Source organism: Pedobacter westerhofensis, from assembly GCF_900182595.1.
GTDB lineage: Bacteria > Bacteroidota > Bacteroidia > Sphingobacteriales > Sphingobacteriaceae > Pedobacter > Pedobacter westerhofensis.
This window is the reverse complement of record NZ_FXTN01000011.1, coordinates 1-17,073: the sequence shown is the minus strand read 5'-3', so window position 1 is coordinate 17,073 and position 17,073 is coordinate 1. Positions and strand designations below refer to the sequence as shown.

At 41.7% G+C, this 17,073-nt stretch carries 14 protein-coding genes; 9 read left to right on the top strand and 5 right to left on the bottom strand.

Translation table 11 applies throughout. The annotated features are described in order from the left end of the window. Positions 1-58: 58 nt before the first annotated feature. The 3 genes from FN831_RS20145 to FN831_RS20135 are packed head-to-tail and all read left to right on the top strand — an operon-like array spanning position 59 to position 1,856. Entirely contained in the window at positions 59-358 is a 300-nt protein-coding gene (locus FN831_RS20145) for an ArsR/SmtB family transcription factor (protein WP_142530005.1), read from the top strand. Between the two features lie 12 nt (positions 359-370). Further along, on the top strand, positions 371-1,471 hold the full coding sequence (locus FN831_RS20140) for an NADH:flavin oxidoreductase (protein WP_142530004.1): 1,101 nt from the start codon (positions 371-373) through the stop codon (positions 1,469-1,471). A 28-nt stretch (positions 1,472-1,499) separates the two neighbouring features. Further along, positions 1,500-1,856: a hypothetical protein gene (locus FN831_RS20135; protein ID WP_142530003.1), complete on the top strand. Its 357-nt coding sequence runs from the start codon at positions 1,500-1,502 to the stop codon at positions 1,854-1,856. Positions 1,857-2,016: 160 nt separating this feature from the next. Here the strand turns inward: FN831_RS20135 and FN831_RS20130 are convergent, their stop codons facing one another. Next, a complete protein-coding gene (locus FN831_RS20130) occupies positions 2,017-3,345 on the bottom strand; it encodes an OmpA family protein (RefSeq protein WP_142530002.1) in 1,329 nt (442 codons plus the stop codon). A 420-nt stretch (positions 3,346-3,765) separates the two neighbouring features. On the opposite strand from FN831_RS20130, the gene FN831_RS20125 reads away from it, so the two are divergent. Genes FN831_RS20125 through FN831_RS20115 form a run of 3 tightly spaced genes read left to right on the top strand, consistent with a single transcriptional unit; the run spans position 3,766 to position 7,021 of the window. Next, positions 3,766-5,982, top strand: a complete 2,217-nt coding sequence (locus FN831_RS20125; protein ID WP_142530001.1) for an ATP-binding protein — start codon at positions 3,766-3,768, stop codon at positions 5,980-5,982. A 7-nt stretch (positions 5,983-5,989) separates the two neighbouring features. Continuing rightward, positions 5,990-6,406 (top strand): response regulator, encoded by a 417-nt coding sequence (locus FN831_RS20120; protein ID WP_246101645.1) that lies wholly within the window; start codon positions 5,990-5,992, stop codon positions 6,404-6,406. Between the two features lie 24 nt (positions 6,407-6,430). Beyond that, the gene (locus tag FN831_RS20115; protein WP_142529999.1) at positions 6,431-7,021 is read left to right on the top strand and encodes a biliverdin-producing heme oxygenase; all 591 of its coding nucleotides are present in this window, start codon (positions 6,431-6,433) and stop codon (positions 7,019-7,021) included. Between the two features lie 50 nt (positions 7,022-7,071). Here FN831_RS20115 and FN831_RS20110 read toward each other — a convergent pair whose 3' ends face one another. The 3 genes from FN831_RS20110 to FN831_RS20100 all read right to left on the bottom strand — a co-directional run bounded on the left by FN831_RS20110 (position 7,072) and on the right by FN831_RS20100 (position 9,711). Beyond that, entirely contained in the window at positions 7,072-8,457 is a 1,386-nt protein-coding gene (locus tag FN831_RS20110) for an MBL fold metallo-hydrolase (RefSeq protein ID WP_142529998.1), read from the bottom strand. A 147-nt stretch (positions 8,458-8,604) separates the two neighbouring features. Beyond that, positions 8,605-9,417 (bottom strand): SDR family oxidoreductase, encoded by an 813-nt coding sequence (locus FN831_RS20105; protein WP_142529997.1) that lies wholly within the window; start codon positions 9,415-9,417, stop codon positions 8,605-8,607. 87 nt (positions 9,418-9,504) lie between these two features. Further along, the gene (locus FN831_RS20100) at positions 9,505-9,711 is read right to left on the bottom strand and encodes a cold-shock protein (RefSeq protein WP_037438206.1); all 207 of its coding nucleotides are present in this window, start codon (positions 9,709-9,711) and stop codon (positions 9,505-9,507) included. Positions 9,712-9,854: 143 nt separating this feature from the next. Between FN831_RS20100 and FN831_RS20095 the strand changes: the two genes are divergently transcribed. Both FN831_RS20095 and FN831_RS20090 read left to right on the top strand, forming a co-directional pair. After that, positions 9,855-10,091, top strand: coding sequence for a hypothetical protein (locus tag FN831_RS20095; protein ID WP_142529996.1), 237 nt, complete (start codon positions 9,855-9,857; stop codon positions 10,089-10,091). A 140-nt stretch (positions 10,092-10,231) separates the two neighbouring features. Then, positions 10,232-10,699 carry a YMGG-like glycine zipper-containing protein gene (locus FN831_RS20090; RefSeq protein WP_142529995.1) on the top strand — a complete coding sequence of 156 codons (468 nt, stop codon included), beginning with the start codon at positions 10,232-10,234 and terminating at the stop codon, positions 10,697-10,699. A gap of 61 nt (positions 10,700-10,760) precedes the next feature. Here the strand turns inward: FN831_RS20090 and FN831_RS20085 are convergent, their stop codons facing one another. Further along, positions 10,761-10,946, bottom strand: coding sequence for a hypothetical protein (locus FN831_RS20085; RefSeq protein WP_142529994.1), 186 nt, complete (start codon positions 10,944-10,946; stop codon positions 10,761-10,763). A 938-nt stretch (positions 10,947-11,884) separates the two neighbouring features. Here FN831_RS20085 and FN831_RS20080 point away from each other — a divergent pair. Further along, the coding region (locus FN831_RS20080; protein ID WP_142529993.1) for an L-type lectin family protein at positions 11,885-17,073 on the top strand (5,189 nt) is incomplete at its 3' end.

The window sequence follows — 17,073 nt, the reverse complement described above, 5'->3', positions numbered from 1 at the left end:
AATAGTCATGTTGTAACTTATATTGATGTATCGGGAATTCCCGATGTATCTTTGTACTATGGATCAGGTAGATATTTTCAAAGCACTATCAAATAAAACCAGGCTTTCAATTCTGGAGTGGCTTAAAGACCCGGAAGCTCATTTCCCTGATCATGAAAGCCATATGCACGAGGGCGGGGTTTGTGTGGGTGCTATCCAGCAAAAAGCCGGTGTTACACAGTCTACGGTGTCTGAATATTTATCGCTGCTGCAGCGGACAGGGTTGGTTGAATCTAACCGGGTGGGGCAGTGGACCTATTACAAGCGGAATGAAGGCGCGTTTCAGCAACTAAAGGATCTCATCAATAAGGAACTATAACCATTAATATATATGAATACAGATAGCTTGTTCCAGCCATTTAAGCTGAAAACATTAAATATGAAGAACAGAATTGTTATGGCACCCATGACTCGTTCTTTTTCTCCAAACGGAATTCCAACCGCAGGTGTTGCTGAATATTACCAGAAAAGGGCAGCAGGTGATGTTGGATTAATTCTTTCTGAAGGAACGGTGATCGACCGTCCCTCATCATCAAATGATGCTAACATCCCGCATTTTTATGGCGATCAGGCATTGGCGGGATGGGACAAGGTAATCACTGATGTACATGCTGCCAGCGGACAGATGGGTCCACAGATCTGGCATATGGGCATCATGGCAAACCACCATTCGGGATGGATTCCGCCTGCTGAGTTTGAAGGCCCTTCAGGATTGGTTAATCCGGGCGAGAAAAAAGGAAAGGCGATGACTGAGAAAGATATCACCGAAGCGATCCTTGCTTATGGAAAGGCTGCTGCCGATGCCAAAAGAATGGGTTTTGACTGTGTAGAGATACACGGTGCGCACGGATACCTGATCGATCAGTTCTTCTGGGGAGAATTAAATCAGCGCACCGATCAGTACGGTGGGGCAACATTGCCTGAACGCAGCCGTTTTGGTATCGAAGTAATTAAAGAAGTGCGCAGGCAGGTAGGTGAGGACTTTGCAGTTATTATCCGTCTTTCACAATTTAAACCTCAGGACTACAATTTCAAATTGGCCAAAACCCCATTGGAAATGGAAGCATGGCTAAATCCGCTGGTTGATGCCGGTGTAGATATCCTGCATTGTTCACAACGCCGCTTCTGGGAACCAGAATTTGAAGGTTCTGATCTCAATTTCGCCGGATGGGCCAAAAAACTTACTGGTGCCGCAACAATCACTGTAGGCTCTGTAGGCTTAACAGGTGAGTTTATGGCTGCTTTCAATGGCGAAGCATCACAGCCGGCTTCACTGGATGAACTGGTAAAAAGATTGGACAGAGGCGATTTTGATCTGGTTGGTGTTGGAAGACCCTTGCTGGCTGATCCGCAATGGGTTAAGAAAGTACAGAACGGCCGGACTGATGAATTGAAAGGATTCAGTAAAGAGGCGCTTGCAACTTTGGTTTAAAGTACTATCATTATATATTAACAGTTCTATGCAATCGTCATATTTATTAAAGCTATCGATGGCCCAGCAGGATAGCTTGGCACACAGCACTGCAATTCAGGCAGAGTTGCTTGCCGCTGCTATACATGAGCATGCTGAACAGATCGGGTACATGCTGCAGGCTTATTTTCCCAGAGAGAAAATCAGAAGGGTTGCCCTTGTTCCCGGAACTATTGCTGCAGGGCAGGAAGGTACTTTGAAGGCACAGATTGATTTTGTGAAGGAAGAGTTTAATAGCTGCAGCGCGATTGATACAGAACTGAAAGATAAGATGACAATAACCATAGTACCGGATAGAAGTGCCGGTACATTGAAACTGGAAGGGGAGACCTGGCCGGAACTCTAGGTGGTTTAGCTATCATCTGAGAAATCAATCAACACTGCAACGATGCAGTTCGATCCACCTGATAAAGGTTTTGTTAATCTGCTTCTTTTTAAAAACCCTTTAAACAAAAAAGACCCGCTTGTGATCAAGCGGGTCTTTTTTGTTTAAAGGGTTTTACTTACTAGTATAAAGTAAATTCTACTCTTCTGTTTTTCTGACGTCCAGCTGCTGTTTTGTTTGTAGCAATTGGTTGGTTTGGTCCGTAACCTGTAGCTTCGATACGGGATGGGTTAGCACCCTGAGAAACCAGGTAAGATTTAACCGCTTCAGCTCTGTCTTTAGATAATCCTAAGTTTAAAGCCATTGAACCTGTGTTATCAGTGTGTCCGGCTAATTTCAGGCTAAAGTTTTTCTCTACCAATAAAGCAGCAACTCTGTTTAAGGTAGTGTATGAAGTTGCTTTGATTGTAGATTTACCTAAGTCGAACTCTAAATCTCTGATCGCTTCGCTTACAACTTTACGATCTGATTCAGTGATGATCACTTTTTCTCTGATCACTGGTTTAGGTGCTACTAGAGGACAACCTGCTCCGTCAACTACTGTATTAGCAGCTGTTCCGGCACATTTATCAAATTTGTTTGCTACACCGTCCATATCATCATCGCCCATATCTTTTGCATATTGTTCCTGATCTCTCAGTCTGTTTTGCTCAGATGTAGATAATGCTCTTCTTAACTCAGCGCTTTCTGCTGCACTTTCCTCACGGATCGCTGCGATAGGGCTGTAGTTTTGCAATTGAGAAGTTCCTTTTTTACCAAGGGCGATCTCAACACCCGCATGTGCATAGGAGAACTTATCGTTAGATCCGCTGCGAACACCGTCAAAACGGTCAGTTTTCATGAAGCTCACGGTATAACCTAAGTCGATGTTTACACCTTTAGATACACCCAGTTTGAAACCTGCTCCAACTGGTACGAACCAGTTTTCGTTATAACCTGTGCTTGCGCCTGTTGGTGTGTTCTGAACATTCGCGCTTGACGACATGTAACCTGCACCTGCAGTAACATAAGGAGATAAGAAATTACGTTTTTGGTTTAAGCTTAGGTTAGCAATTGTAAAGTTTGCACTCACTGCTGCTGACCAGTCGATTTTAGTTTCAAAGCTGCTGTTATCCTGAGCTGCACTTGGTGAAGGCAAATCGTTAGATCTGAAACCTTTTACTTTACCAGCAAGGAAGTCGGCCTGAATACCAAATCCAGGAACAATTTGTTTCTTGATGTAACCTCCGTAACCCCAGCTTTCCTGTGGTGTGCGGAAATCACCGTTTGAACTTCCGTTGAACGGAGTATAGTGTGTTAACATTCCACCGTTAAGGCCGATAGACCAGGTGCGGAAATCTTTCTTTTCAAAACGTTTTGTACTGTCAGAATTCATGTCCTGAGCAAATAAAGAAGTTGATAATCCTACTAAGGATAATATCAACGCCGATTTTGTAATGTTTGAGTTCATTTTATTTGTTGTTAGATATTAAATGCGTTCAGTTTTATACTGGACGATTTGCTATACGTAATAATCCTGCCAAACCGGTGTTTCAGTTTTGATATACATCAAATATGTTCATAATGAAGTGATTAGTCGTTCTGACAAATCCAGTCTGAAAATTGACTTTCCGCTTTAAAAGTTCAGTTTAGTGTATAGTATTTGGTACAAATGGCCTGTTTTTAATTAAATATTAACGATTTGTTCATCTGCCGTTCATATAGGAATGATATAACCAAACGTTGCCAGGCGTGGTCAATACGATTAAAGTAAGACCTTCAGGTTGTTTTAATATTTTTTAAAAGCCTGAGCGAATTGATAAATTCTGGTAATTTTGTGCAGCAAATGTTCTCAGCTGATTACGGCAAATATTTTGCATTGGGTATATATATGAATTTGAATAATGTTGATCTGAGCAATTGCGATAGGGAACCTATCCATATTCCGGGAAGAATACAGTCACACGGATTTCTGCTCGCAGTAGATAATGAATCAACGCTGATCACTTACGCAAGTGAGAATTGCATCGATTTTATAGCTGTAGAGTTGCAAATGCTGTTAGGTAAGCCTTTCGGGCAATTTGAGGAAATAGCAGGTTTGAATCTCAAAAATGGACAGTTACTGCAGCTGATCCAGCTTGGCGGGGCAAAGAAAGATTTTGACATTATCAATCCATATCCCATTCAAATTGGTAATGCAGATTATTACATGATCATTTCTCCTACAGCAAATTATTACCTCGTTGAGTTTGAACCGGCAACGCTTGAATATGACATACAAAACCAAATCGGAAAATCGGTCTCCGAAATCCTAAAAGGTAAAGGCTTGAGATCTCTTTTGCAAAATACTGCAAAGGAAATTAAAGACATCATTCATTACGACCGCGTAATGATCTATAAATTCCAGGAAGACGGGCACGGCGAAGTAATTGCAGAGGTCAAAAATGAGGATCTGGATCCTTTTTATGGCTTGCATTATCCTGCATCAGATATCCCAAAACAGGCAAGAGCGCTTTATAAGCTCAATTATACCAGGATCATCGCAGATGTGAATACTATCAGCGCTCCAATCCTTACACTTGAAGTGGAGGATCCGCTGGATCTGACACATTCTGTTCTGCGGGCGGTATCTCCCATCCATATCCAGTATCTGAGAAATATGGGTGTAGAATCAAGTTTTAGCATTTCGCTCATTGCGCATGGAGAATTATGGGGATTAATAGCTTGTCACAATTATAGTCCAAAGTTTATCGATTATAAAGCGAGGGAAGGGGCGAAACTGATTGGAAAGATTGTTTCCTCTGCTTTGGAATACAGAGAAGAGGAAGAGCAGGAACAGCAATCAAATATTTATCAGTTGGCGATGACCATGATCAGTCTGCACCTCGGCAAGGATGAAGAGATGGCCTCGGCGCTTACAAGGCAGGAATACACGATAAAAGATATTGCAGGAGCCAGTGGTGCCGCCGTATTATTTGAAGATGTGATTTCAACTGTCGGTGAAACACCTGATGAGATACAGTTGAGAGAATTGTTTGTCTGGCTAAAAGCTACTATGCATGATGCTGTTTATTATACGCACCGTTTACCTGAAGTATTTCCGGGAGCTAAAGCTTATAAACACCTCGGTAGTGGCATTATTGCCGCGATGATTTCCAAGGATATGAACGAGATTGCGGTTTGGTTCAGACCAGAGCAGATCACTTCAATCAACTGGGCCGGGAATCCAGACAAACCTGTAGTAGTATCCGATAATGGGCTCCTGAACCTTTCGCCACGGAATTCATTTGAGATCTTTTCTGAGTTGGTAGAAAACACAGCGGTAAAGTGGACAAAGACGGAGATCTCCAATGTAATGAAACTGAGGGAAAAAATTATTAATACCATCAGTAAGAAAGCAGGTGAAATCAGAATTTTAAATGAACGCCTGAAACGTGCGTACGAAGAATTGGACACATTTAGTTATACGATCTCCCATGATCTGCGCACCCCACTCACTTCCATCAAGAGTTATACAGAATTAGTTATTGCATCAAATAAATCTTTAGATGAGCAGGGAAAAAAAATGTTAGGCAGAGTTGTTGCCGGTGCAGATAAAATGAACTTTCTGATCAACGAGATTTTGAAGCTGGCAAGAGTGGGGAGGGCCGAGGTGGAATTTGTTTCTTTAGACATGGATAAGATTGTTAAAGACAGCACGGTTGAAGTTATTTCTGCATTGAACGCAGGAAATGTGGAGGTTACTTTTGGCGATCTGCCAGCGATATCTGGCTCTCCGGTGCTTATCAGCCAGATTTTTACCAATTTAATCGGTAATGCCGTAAAGTACAGCAGGTCTGAAGATCATCCGGCAGTACACATAGAAGGACTGAAGGTAGAAGATGAAATTATCTATAAAATACAGGATAATGGTATCGGTATAGAAATCGGTCATCATGATAAAGTCTTTGAGCTTTTTAAAAGGATGGAAAACGTGAAGGATATTGAGGGTACAGGTGTAGGGCTGGCGATCGTGAAACGCATCATAGAAAAGCATAATGCAAGAATATGGTTTGAAAGCGAGTTGAAAGTTGGCACAATTTTTTATGTAGCATTCAAAACTAATTAAGATGGTAATGTCCCCCGATATATTTTACGTTGAAGATGATCAGGATTTTGCATTTATAATGCAATATGCAGTTAAAGAAGTAAATGATGATTTAACCGTGAGCATTGCCGAAGATGGTAATTCTGCCCTTGCTACCTTAAAGCGTTTTGCCGAGGAAAAACACAGGCCCAAATTGATATTACTTGATTTAAACCTGCCAGGGATATCTGGTTTGGACGTGCTGAAACGTATTAAGGAAATTCCATTTTTTAAATATGTGCCTGTTATTCTTTTTTCAACATCTGATGATGTGAATGATGTAAGGACGTCACTGGATATCGGAGCCAATGCATTTTTAACTAAACCCACCGGATATCACAATCTGATTATCTGCGTACGCTCCCTTTACGACTTTTGGTTTAACCAAAACAGAAGTATCAACTAAATATCTTAATACCTATATTGCCCAATGCTTCAGGAAAAATTAAAGATTGCCACCAGTGCTCATCACGATGAATTGGAGAACCTCATGTTTGTTCGTGAGATTATGAATAAAACGCTGACCCTGGAACAATACAAAACTTTGCTCGCTACCAATTATATTGTACATGCAGCAATAGAATCGAAGTTGCATGATGCGCTGGATAACGAAATTAAGGATAGCCTTGATATTGAAAACCGGGACAAACTATCCGCATTGGAGCAGGACCTGGAAGAGATGAATATCCCAAAAGAAGATCTCGATGCCATTAGTTTTGATTTCCTGCTGAGGGATGAGAGCAATGCATCATCCTTAGGAGCAATGTACGTACTGGAAGGAGCCACTCTTGGAGGCAATGTCATACAAAAAAAACTGAGGGCAAATCCTGCTTTTGAGAAACTGAGCTTAAATTATTATAATGTCTACGCGCAAAATTTAATGCCCAACTGGTTAACCTTTGTAAAAGTATTAAACACCAGTGTTCCCGAGGCAGATTTTCAGCTGGCTGAGGAAAGTGCCGTTGATATGTTCCAGCATATTGCCCAGGTTTCAAAAGCTGTTAAGGCTATTGAAATCTAAGTGATAAGGAGAAGCTGGCATGGTAATGTAACCAACTTCGTTGCGGAAGGCTACAATTCATATACTTCACCTTTTTCCGGAATGGCTACATTGTAGCCTGCCTCACGTATGGCGCTGGCCAAACTCTCCTGGCTTTTGTTCTCGCCATGTACCAAAAAAACCTGTTTTAAGCTGGCCGGATCCTGTTGCGTAACGTTGGCCAGCAGATCTTCATGGTCTCCGTGCCCGCTCAGCAGATCAGTTTGCTTGATTGTGGCAAATACCATCAGATCCCGGTGCCTGAGCCTTACAATAGGATCTCCGCGAAGCAAACGGTTTCCCAGCGTGCCCTTTGCGCAATATCCGATAAATAAGATTGTACAATAGTAATTCTGGATGTTGTAATATAAATGATCCTGTATACGCCCGCCTTCCAGCATACCTGCTGATGAGATAATGATACATGGTTCGTGGTAATTTGAAATCGAGATGCTTTCCCTTTTGTCCTGCACATAGGATAGTTCATCAAACTCAAACTCATCTCCTTTACGCTTATAGAAATCCTGTGATTCTTCGTTGAGGAGGTGATGGTATTTGCGGTACACATCGGTTGCGAAACTAGCAAGGGGGCTGTCCACAAATATTTTTACCGGCGGGAGCAGGCCCTCGCTGAAAATCTTATTCAGTGAGTAAACCAGAGCTTGTGTCCTTCCGATACTAAAAGCCGGTATAATCAGTCTGCCCGGAAACTTTACACAGGTTTCATTGATTGTTTCTATCAGTTTTTCCTGTAGTGTAGTGTCTTTGCTGTGCACTCTTCCGCCATAGGTAGATTCAGAAACCAGATAATCTACCGGAGGGATAGTTTGCGGGTCTACAAGTACCGGATAATTTTTTCTGCCGATATCACCTGTAAAGGCGATTTTCTTTTCCTTTCCCTTGTCCCGGATCGTAAGAACCACGGCTGCAGCGCCCAGGAGGTGGCCAACGGGTATAAATTTTAGCGAAATATCAGGATTGATGTTGAAATCCTTATCAAATGAGATCGTGACAAAGCGCTCAACGGTATCCATTACATGCTTGTGCAGATATAGAGGTTTAGGCCCGGAGCCTGCTCTTTTTCCTTTGGATCTTTTGTTCTGTTTGCTGAGAAAAATATTAACGGAGTCTAGCAGCAATAACTCCGTAAGGTCTGCAGTAGGAGGAGTGCAAAGGATTTGTCCGGCAAAGCCCAGTCTTACAAGCGTAGGCAGGTTCCCCGAGTGATCGATATGCGCATGCGTCAGGATTACTACATCTATTTCGGAGGGGTCAAACGGGAAGTACTGATTTTCTTCCTGATAAGTATCTTTCTCATAATCAAGTCCGCAATCTATCAGTATGTTATAGTTTTCTGCCTGCAGCAAGTGCATGCTTCCTGTAACCTGTTTCGCCGCGCCCCATATCGTTAATTTCATCTCTCTAAATCTTGTGTCTCTAAAACTCCTCTAAAACTGCTCCTAATCACATAAACAGAGATTAGGAGATTAGCAATATATCATTTTTAAAGGGAATGCCGGTTACTTCCTTAAAATTGATACGGCAGGAATTCCTAGTTTATTGTATTACAATACTATTAATTTAACTTCGAAATTGTAATTCAGCTTGTCACTAACCTTTACACTATTTACCTTCTTCCAATTTAGCAGTTCATTTTTAAACTGGGGCGGAGCAAGGTTTGATTGTATCGCTGCATTTGTATAAAAAACTGATCGGAGCGGATGTTGTGGGGAGCAGGCGTTATAGGTGTCTCCAAAAGCTGCATCTTCCAGGATTTTAAGTGTAATACCAAGGCAGTCTGATAAGTGAATAAGGTTAACAGGTGCCTGTCCGTTTGGAATATCAGATTTTCCGGCGAAAAATCTGCCCGGGTTTTTGTCCGGGCCAATCAAGCCGCCAAATCTGATCACGGTAGTAGTGAAATCAGGGTAGCTTTTCAATAAAGATTCCGCTGCTAACATCGCTTTGCCCGAATCCGTATCCGGAAAGGGGGTGGAATGTTCATCAACCTCTGTGTTCAGATCGCCATAAACAGAAGTTGAACTGATAAAGACAATATTTTGTACCTGGCCATGTGACGCCGCATTTGCAATCTTTGTGATCTTTGACAGAAAAGTATGCTGCTCAGCGGTACTTCTTTTTGGCGGGATACAAATCATAAGTATTGAACTTTCAAAAAAGCCGGGATCAAACGTCTCTTCATCTTCCTGAAAGCTCACGATATAAGGTATCACTCCCAGATCCTTCAATAATTCCTGTTTATTTGGTGTAGTAGTGGAACCTTTGACCGTATATCCGGCCTCCATTAATTTTTTGGCGAGTGCCAGGCCATACCAGCCACAACCAAGAATACTGATCTTCTTATCTAAAATATACATAGGACTGGGGAGGCAGATTTAATTTTAATCATAAAAAAAGGGGCAATGCCAGTGCACACCCCTTTTTAATTTTTTAACGAATTATTCCTAAAGAACAGTTACATTAGAAGCCTCAGGGCCTTTTTTACCGTCGTTCAATTCGAATTCTACATTGTCACCTTCATTCAATTCTCTGAATGAATCACCTGCAATCGCAGAGAAATGTACGAAAATATCTTTTCCTCCATCTTCTGGAGTTATAAAACCAAACCCTTTTGCAGAATTAAACCATTTAACTTTTCCTGTTGTACGCATATTATTATTATAAATTTCGCTGTGAAAATAATCAATTGAATACTAATATCCAAAATCTTAATTGCTTATTCTTTCGTGGAGGGCAGATTTTAAGCAAACCAGCTGACTTTATTTTTGTTGTTGTGTTATATAAACTATGCGTGATGACAAATATGAAGCAAAAACTGGTCACTGATCAGGATGGCAAAAGCAAAAAGGATTTATATGATTCGGATAATAATGATAATCTGGGATTGGATGCTGATCATTCATCCGATGATTCTGTTTATAAAGTGAACCTCAATAATGATAATGACCGTATTTCACATAATCCTTATGGGGAGGATGATGATCACGATACATTAGAGGAGCCCGGATCATCACCTTTAATGGACAAATAACGAATTTCAGGATCGCCGTATCTACGTTACAGTTGTTATTTATCTACTTCATAATTCTCTAAAGTGATCTAATTTAATCTTGGCATCATTTTAGTAAATATCGATGTATAATTTAATTCTCTAACTAAAATAGATACACGATGAAAAAGTTGATAGCAATATTTGGAATTGTCCTGGCAATGTCGGCATGTTCTAATGCTAAAAAAGAAGAAGCAATCAGACAGGCAGCTATAAAAGCTACAAGGGATAGTATGAGAGTAGATAGCTTTAAAAAAGCTGAAGTTGCTCAGAAAGAACTTGCTGTTAAAGAAGCAGAAGAAAAAAGGATATTGATGTTATCTGAAGCCAGGGCGGCAGAAAATGCTCCTGCAGCCAGAATGGCAGGTACAGGTTCTTCATCTACTACCACTACTACAACTACCAAGAAGAAAAAAGGATGGAGCAGTGCTGCACTTGGAACAGTAATCGGTGCTGGAGCGGGTGGACTTGGCGGTGCTTTGATTGATAAAAAGAAAGGCCGTGGTGCGATCATCGGTGGTGTTGCCGGTGCTGGTGCAGGATACCTGATCGGAAGAGGACAAGATAAGAAATCAGGCAGAGCGCAATAGTTCTTCTGATCAACATATAAATGAAAAAGCCTGGTTCGTTTGAATCAGGCTTTTTTTTGTCTTATTTCTTTTCCGGAGGTGTTGATACGATCTCACCGAATTCGTTTACGTATGCCATCATACTTTCCAGGTCGCCTCCTGATGAATTTTGCTGACGATCTTGTTTACGTTGCTCCTTATCTTCTTTTTTCTTCTGCCTGTTTTTTTCTAGTTGCTTTTTCATGAAGGTTGCCTGAGACTTAGCCATAAATTTCCTTGGTTTAGTTAAAAAATAACTCTTCTCTGATGTTTACTTGTTAAGGCGATCCTTAATATCAACTTAAGGATCCATCTAGCCTGAATAAAACTTAAATCCGAGGCACCAACGGTAGGGGGCCAGGAAAAATTGAATCTAATCAATAGATTGATTAGCAAGTAAGTATTGAGAGAATAGTGTGTTTGTATTCCGTTCGGTACAAATATACGAAAAATAATCCATATACAGGCCACAAATGGATTCTTTAGTTTATGAACTCTACTGTTTGATAATTAACTATATATCACTATTGCTTAATAAATTAAAGCATATTAGTTTAATTAAGATAAATTTAGTAGTAATTATGAAACTTATTTGGTGTAATATTTTTTTATTGGTTATTTTTACTGTTGATATGCATAAATTTATTTAGTTTATTGGCATCTTTTCATATAAACAACGGTTTCATATTTTAAAAAATGCACGTATTTTCAATGTGAAATAGTGGGTATTTAAATTCTCAATATGGGTAACTGATCCGTCAGGCATCATTATCTATGATTATGGATATGACAGGTATCTAACTGAAAAATCCATATTTTCATATTTTACGTAGGTCAATATTAATCCTCAAAAAAGACATTTAAGATGCGTCTGAACGGTTTTAAAATAATATTTATGTAACTCTGATCCCTCCCTTTGTAGTGTGAATACTATTTTTGGCATAAAAATTATAAAACAGCGCGAATTGGGGATTTTTATTTGGAAATATTGGATAATTGTTGGTATTTTGTGGAGGTAAAACGATTAATTAACTTATTTGAAAATTTTATTTATGAACTATAATGACATCTCGATTGGCTGGTATCAACTTGTAACCTGCACCGTCTTTATAGTTGATTAATTTATGATCCACGAGATACCCAGATCATAATCCATAACGCTCCAATATGAAAATACCTCTCCTTTCTGATTTACCAAGGTCTGGTCGGTTGATGCACTTGTTGAGGGGGTATGAACGGGTTGGTTTTTTGGTGGGGGGAAGTCGTTTGTATACTAAATTTCTTATATTATTTGCAATTCTTTTTTTTAGTTCATTTTGTGTTTTTGCACAGTTTCCATATGATGAATCTTTCAAGAATGCTTCCGCAGCAAATGTAGTATTTGGTGGAGTTCCATCGGCATACCTGACGGCAGGTCCGGCGCCATCTAATGCTGCTGATCCGAAGAGTGATCCAATTGGTTCAGGTTATCTTAGGTTGACAAACAAGGAAGGAAATCAGAAAGGTTATGTTTACTCAAATAATGTATTTCTAGGTACATATGGGCTTAATATTGAGTTTGAATACTTCACATATGGTGGCAATGGAGCGGATGGCATCTGTTTCTTTCTCTTTGATGCTTCAGTTACAGATCAGAACTTCAACATTGGCGGGTTTGGCGGATCACTTGGTTATTCCCAAATAAGCAGTAACGTTCCCGGAGTGAGTAAAGGGTATTTGGGTATAGGTATCGACGAATATGGAAATTTTTCAGATAGTGGAGAGGACAGGCAGCTGGGGCCGGGTCGCACACCCAACAGTGTAACTCTTCGTGGAGCAGGTAATGGATTTGCTACCGATGGTCAGAATTATAAGCACCTGTCTACAACTCAAACCTATAATAATGGTAATGGTTATGAGATCGCGGGAGGATTAAGGGGTGCAACTCCTGCTGATCCACAATATCGAAAAGCAATCATTAACCTTGTTCCCAGGACAGGAGGCGGATTAGTTATTAATGTGAGTATACAGCATGGAAGTATAATTACGCCAGTGATTACCGGTTATCAATATGCTCAAGCCGTGCCTAGTTCAGGCTTAAAATATGGTATATCTTCTTCGACAGGAGGTAGTAATAACTATCATGAAATCAGGGGGCTAACGCTAAAGGTTGATCCTTCTAAATTGGCTACGCCTCAGGCTTCAAATGATACACAAACAATTTGTCAGGGTAATTCAACCGAAATTGACATTCTAAGTAATGACACCAAACCTAACGCAGATGGTGCCATAAATTTGGCCAGTATAGATTTGGACCCATCAACGCCGGCGATAGAACAGACCAGAACAATCAACAATGTTGGGACGTTTACGTTTTCACAAGCCACAGGAAAACTTAATTTTGCACCTCTCGCCACGTTCACCAGCTCATCATCAGTTCTTCGCTATACCTACATGGATGTTTATGGTGCGAAGTCAACAGAGGGACAGGTTACTGTAAATGTTGTTACTCCTAAAATCACTACTCAGCCACAAAGTGCTGTAATTTGTGAAGGCAAAACTTTCACGACTTCAGCGACGGTTGATGGTGCAGGTGCTACATTCCAATGGTATTATCAAGTGCCAAATGGTAGCTGGCAGAAAGTGGTAGAAGGAAATGGGGTATCAGTTACCAATACTACTGTTACCACTACGTCTACCAGGTCATCTTTAAGCATTCAGAATGTTCCCGCTACGGCAAATGGTAATCTGTATAGACTTGATGTAACCTCATCTGCCCAAGCCTGTGTTGTGAGCTCAACGATCGCTAGTTTGGGAGTAAATCCACTGCCCACTGCTACGATCAATGGTAATACAGAAGTGTGTGCCAGCAGTGCCAACTCAACGATTACTTTCCAGGGCAATGGCGGCACAGCTCCTTACACTTTTAGTTATAAAATTGGAACTGGTGCAACTTTGACTGTTGTTTCAAATGGGGCAGGACTGGCTACTGTTAGCCAATCGAATGCTACAGCAGGAAATTATATTTATACTTTATTGAGTGTTTCAGATGCTAGCAACACAGCTTGCAACAATCCACAGACCGGAACAGCCACTGTAAAAGTTAACCCACTACCAACGGCTACGATCAATGGTAATACAGAAGTGTGTGCCAGCAGTGCCAACTCAACGATTACTTTCCAGGGCAATGGCGGCACAGCTCCCTACACGTTTAGTTATAAAATTGGAACTGGTGCAGCCCTGACCGTTGTTTCAAACGGAGCAGGACTGGCTACTGTTAGCCAATCGAATGCTACAGCAGGAAATTATATTTATACGTTATTAAGTGTTTCAGATGCTAGCAACACCGCTTGCAGCAATGCACAAACAGGATCGGCAACGGTAAAAGTTAACCCACTGCCTACCGCTACGATCAATGGTACTACAGAAGTATGTGCCAGCAGTGCCAACTCAACGATTACTTTCCAGGGCAATGGCGGCACAGCTCCTTATACATTCAGTTATAAAATTGGAACTGGTGCAACTTTGACTGTTGTTTCAAACGGGGCAGGACTGGCTACTGTTAGCCAATCGAATACTACAGCGGGAAGTTATGTATACACGCTGCTCAGCGTAAGTGACGCAACAAATACCGCTTGCAGCAATGCACAGACTGGATCGGCAACGGTAAAAGTTAACCCATTGCCTACCGCTACGATCAATGGTAATACAGAAGTGTGTGCCAGCAGTGCCAACTCAACGATTACTTTCCAGGGCAATGGCGGAACAGCTCCTTACACGTTTAGTTATAAAATTGGAACTGGTGCAACATTGACCGCTGTTTCAAACGGAGCAGGACTGGCTACTGTTAGCCAATCAAATGCTACAGCTGGAAATTATATTTATACTTTATTGAGTGTTTCAGATGCTAGCAACACCGCTTGCAGCAATGCACAGACCGGAACGGCCACTGTAAAAGTAAATCCATTGCCAACGGCTACGATCAATGGTACTACAGAAGTGTGTGCCAGCAGTGCCAACTCAACGATTACTTTCCAGGGCAATGGCGGCACAGCTCCTTACACGTTTAGTTATAAAATTGGAACTGGTGCAACTTTGACTGTTGTTTCAAACGGGGCAGGACTGGCCACTGTTAGCCAGTCGAATGCTATAGCAGGAAATTATGTTTATACTTTATTGAGTGTTTCAGATGCTAGCAATACTGCTTGCAGCAATGCACAGACTGGGTCTGCAACGATAAAAGTTAACCCACTTCCTACCGCTACGATCAATGGTACTACAGAAGTATGTGCCAGCAGCGCCAACTCAACGATCACTTTCCAGGGCAATGGCGGCACAGCTCCTTACACGTTTAGTTATAAAATTGGAACTGGTGCAACTTTGACTGTTGTTTCAAACGGAGCAGGACTGGCCACTGTTAGCCAGTCGAATGCTATAGCAGGAAATTATGTTTATACTTTATTGAGTGTTTCAGATGCTAGCAATACTGCTTGCAGCAATGCACAAACAGGGTCTGCAACGATAAAAGTTAACCCACTGCCAACGGCTACGATTAATGGTACTACAGAAGTATGTGCCGGCAGCGCCAATTCAACCATTACTTTCCAGGGCACTGGCGGCACAGCTCCTTATACCTTTAGTTATCAAATTGGAACTGGTGCAGCTTTAACTGTTGTTTCAAATGGGGCAGGACTGGCTACTGTTAGCCAATCAAACGCTGCAGCAGGAAGTTATGTTTATACTTTAGTAAGTGTTTCAGATGCTAGCAACACCGCTTGCAGCAATCCACAGTCCGGAACAGCCACGGTAAAAGTTAATCCACTTCCTACCGCTACGATTAATGGTACTACAGAAGTATGCGCCAGCAGTGCCAACTCAACAATTACTTTCCAGGGCAATGGCGGCACAGCTCCGTACACGTTTAGTTATAAAATTGGAACTGGTGCAACTTTGACTGTTGTTTCAAACGGGGCAGGACTGGCCACTGTTAGCCAGTCGAATGCTATAGCAGAAAATTATGCTTATACTTTATTGAGTGTTTCAGATGCTAGCAACACCGCTTGCAGCAATGCACAAACAGGGTCTGCAACTGTAAAAGTAAATCCACTGCCTACCGCTACGATCAATGGTACTACAGAAGTATGTGCCAGCAGTGCCAATTCAACAATTACTTTCCAGGGCAATGGCGGCACAGCCCCTTATACGTTCAGTTATCAGATTGGAACTGGTGCAGCCTTGACCGTTGTTTCCAACGGGGCAGGACTGGCTACTGTTAGCCAATCAAATGCTACAGCTGGAAATTATGTATACACGCTGCTCAGCGTAAGTGACGCTAGCAATACAGCTTGCAGCAATGCACAAACAGGATCGGCAACGGTAAAAGTTAACCCATTGCCAACGGCTACGATTAATGGTACTACAGAAGTATGTGCGAGCAGCGCCAACTCAATGATTACTTTCCAGGGCAATGGCGGCACAGCTCCTTATACGTTTAGTTATAAAATTGGAACTGGTGCAACTTTGACTGTTGTTTCAAACGGGGCAGGACTGGCCACTGTTAGCCAGTCGAATGCTATAGCAGGAAATTATGTTTATACTTTATTGAGTGTTTCAGATGCTAGCAATACTGCTTGCAGCAATGCACAAACAGGGTCTGCAACGATAAAAGTTAACCCACTTCCTACCGCTACGATCAATGGTACTACAGAAGTATGTGCCAGCAGCGCCAACTCAACGATTACTTTTCAGGGCAATGGCGGCACAGCTCCTTACACGTTTAGTTATAAAATTGGAACTGGTGCAGCCCTGACTGTTGTTTCAAACGGGGCAGGACTGGCTACTGTTAGCCAATCAAATGCTACAGCTGGAAATTATGTATACACGCTGCTCAGCGTAAGTGACGCTAGCAATACTGCCTGCAGCAATGCACAGACTGGAACGGCAACTGTAAAAGTTAACCCACTGCCTACCGCTACGATTAATGGTACTACAGAAGTATGTGCGAGCAGCGCCAACTCAATGATTACTTTCCAGGGCAATGGCGGCACAGCTCCTTACACATTTAGTTATAAAATTGGAACTGGTGCAACTTTAACTGTTGTTTCAAACGGGGCAGGACTGGCTACTGTCAGCCAATCAAATGCTACAGCTGGAAATTATGTATACACGCTGCTCAGCGTAAGTGACGCTAGCAATACTGCTTGCAGCAATGCACAAACAGGATCGGCAACGGTAAAAGTTAACCCATTGCCAACGGCTACGATCAATGGTACTACAGAAGTGTGTGCCAGCAGTGCCAACTCCACGATTACTTTCCAGGGCAATGGCGGCACAGCTCCTTATACGTTTAGTTATAAAATTGGAACTGGTGCAACTTT

Bases quoted from the DNA above. Each gene is read 5' to 3' on its own strand.
- FN831_RS20135 (WP_142530003.1), top strand. From the start codon at position 1,500: ATGCAATCGTCATATTTATTAAAGCTATCGATGGCCCAGCAGGATAGC.
- FN831_RS20110 (WP_142529998.1), bottom strand. From the start codon at position 8,457: ATGAAATTAACGATATGGGGCGCGGCGAAACAGGTTACAGGAAGCATG.
- FN831_RS20095 (WP_142529996.1), top strand. From the start codon at position 9,855: ATGACAAATATGAAGCAAAAACTGGTCACTGATCAGGATGGCAAAAGC.
- FN831_RS20145 (WP_142530005.1), top strand. From the start codon at position 59: ATGGATCAGGTAGATATTTTCAAAGCACTATCAAATAAAACCAGGCTT.
- FN831_RS20085 (WP_142529994.1), bottom strand. From the start codon at position 10,946: ATGGCTAAGTCTCAGGCAACCTTCATGAAAAAGCAACTAGAAAAAAAC.
- FN831_RS20100 (WP_037438206.1), bottom strand. From the start codon at position 9,711: ATGCGTACAACAGGAAAAGTTAAATGGTTTAATTCTGCAAAAGGGTTT.
- FN831_RS20130 (WP_142530002.1), bottom strand. From the start codon at position 3,345: ATGAACTCAAACATTACAAAATCGGCGTTGATATTATCCTTAGTAGGA.
- FN831_RS20115 (WP_142529999.1), top strand. From the start codon at position 6,431: ATGCTTCAGGAAAAATTAAAGATTGCCACCAGTGCTCATCACGATGAA.
- FN831_RS20125 (WP_142530001.1), top strand. From the start codon at position 3,766: ATGAATTTGAATAATGTTGATCTGAGCAATTGCGATAGGGAACCTATC.
- FN831_RS20090 (WP_142529995.1), top strand. From the start codon at position 10,232: ATGAAAAAGTTGATAGCAATATTTGGAATTGTCCTGGCAATGTCGGCA.
- FN831_RS20105 (WP_142529997.1), bottom strand. From the start codon at position 9,417: ATGTATATTTTAGATAAGAAGATCAGTATTCTTGGTTGTGGCTGGTAT.
- FN831_RS20140 (WP_142530004.1), top strand. From the start codon at position 371: ATGAATACAGATAGCTTGTTCCAGCCATTTAAGCTGAAAACATTAAAT.
- FN831_RS20120 (WP_246101645.1), top strand. From the start codon at position 5,990: ATGTCCCCCGATATATTTTACGTTGAAGATGATCAGGATTTTGCATTT.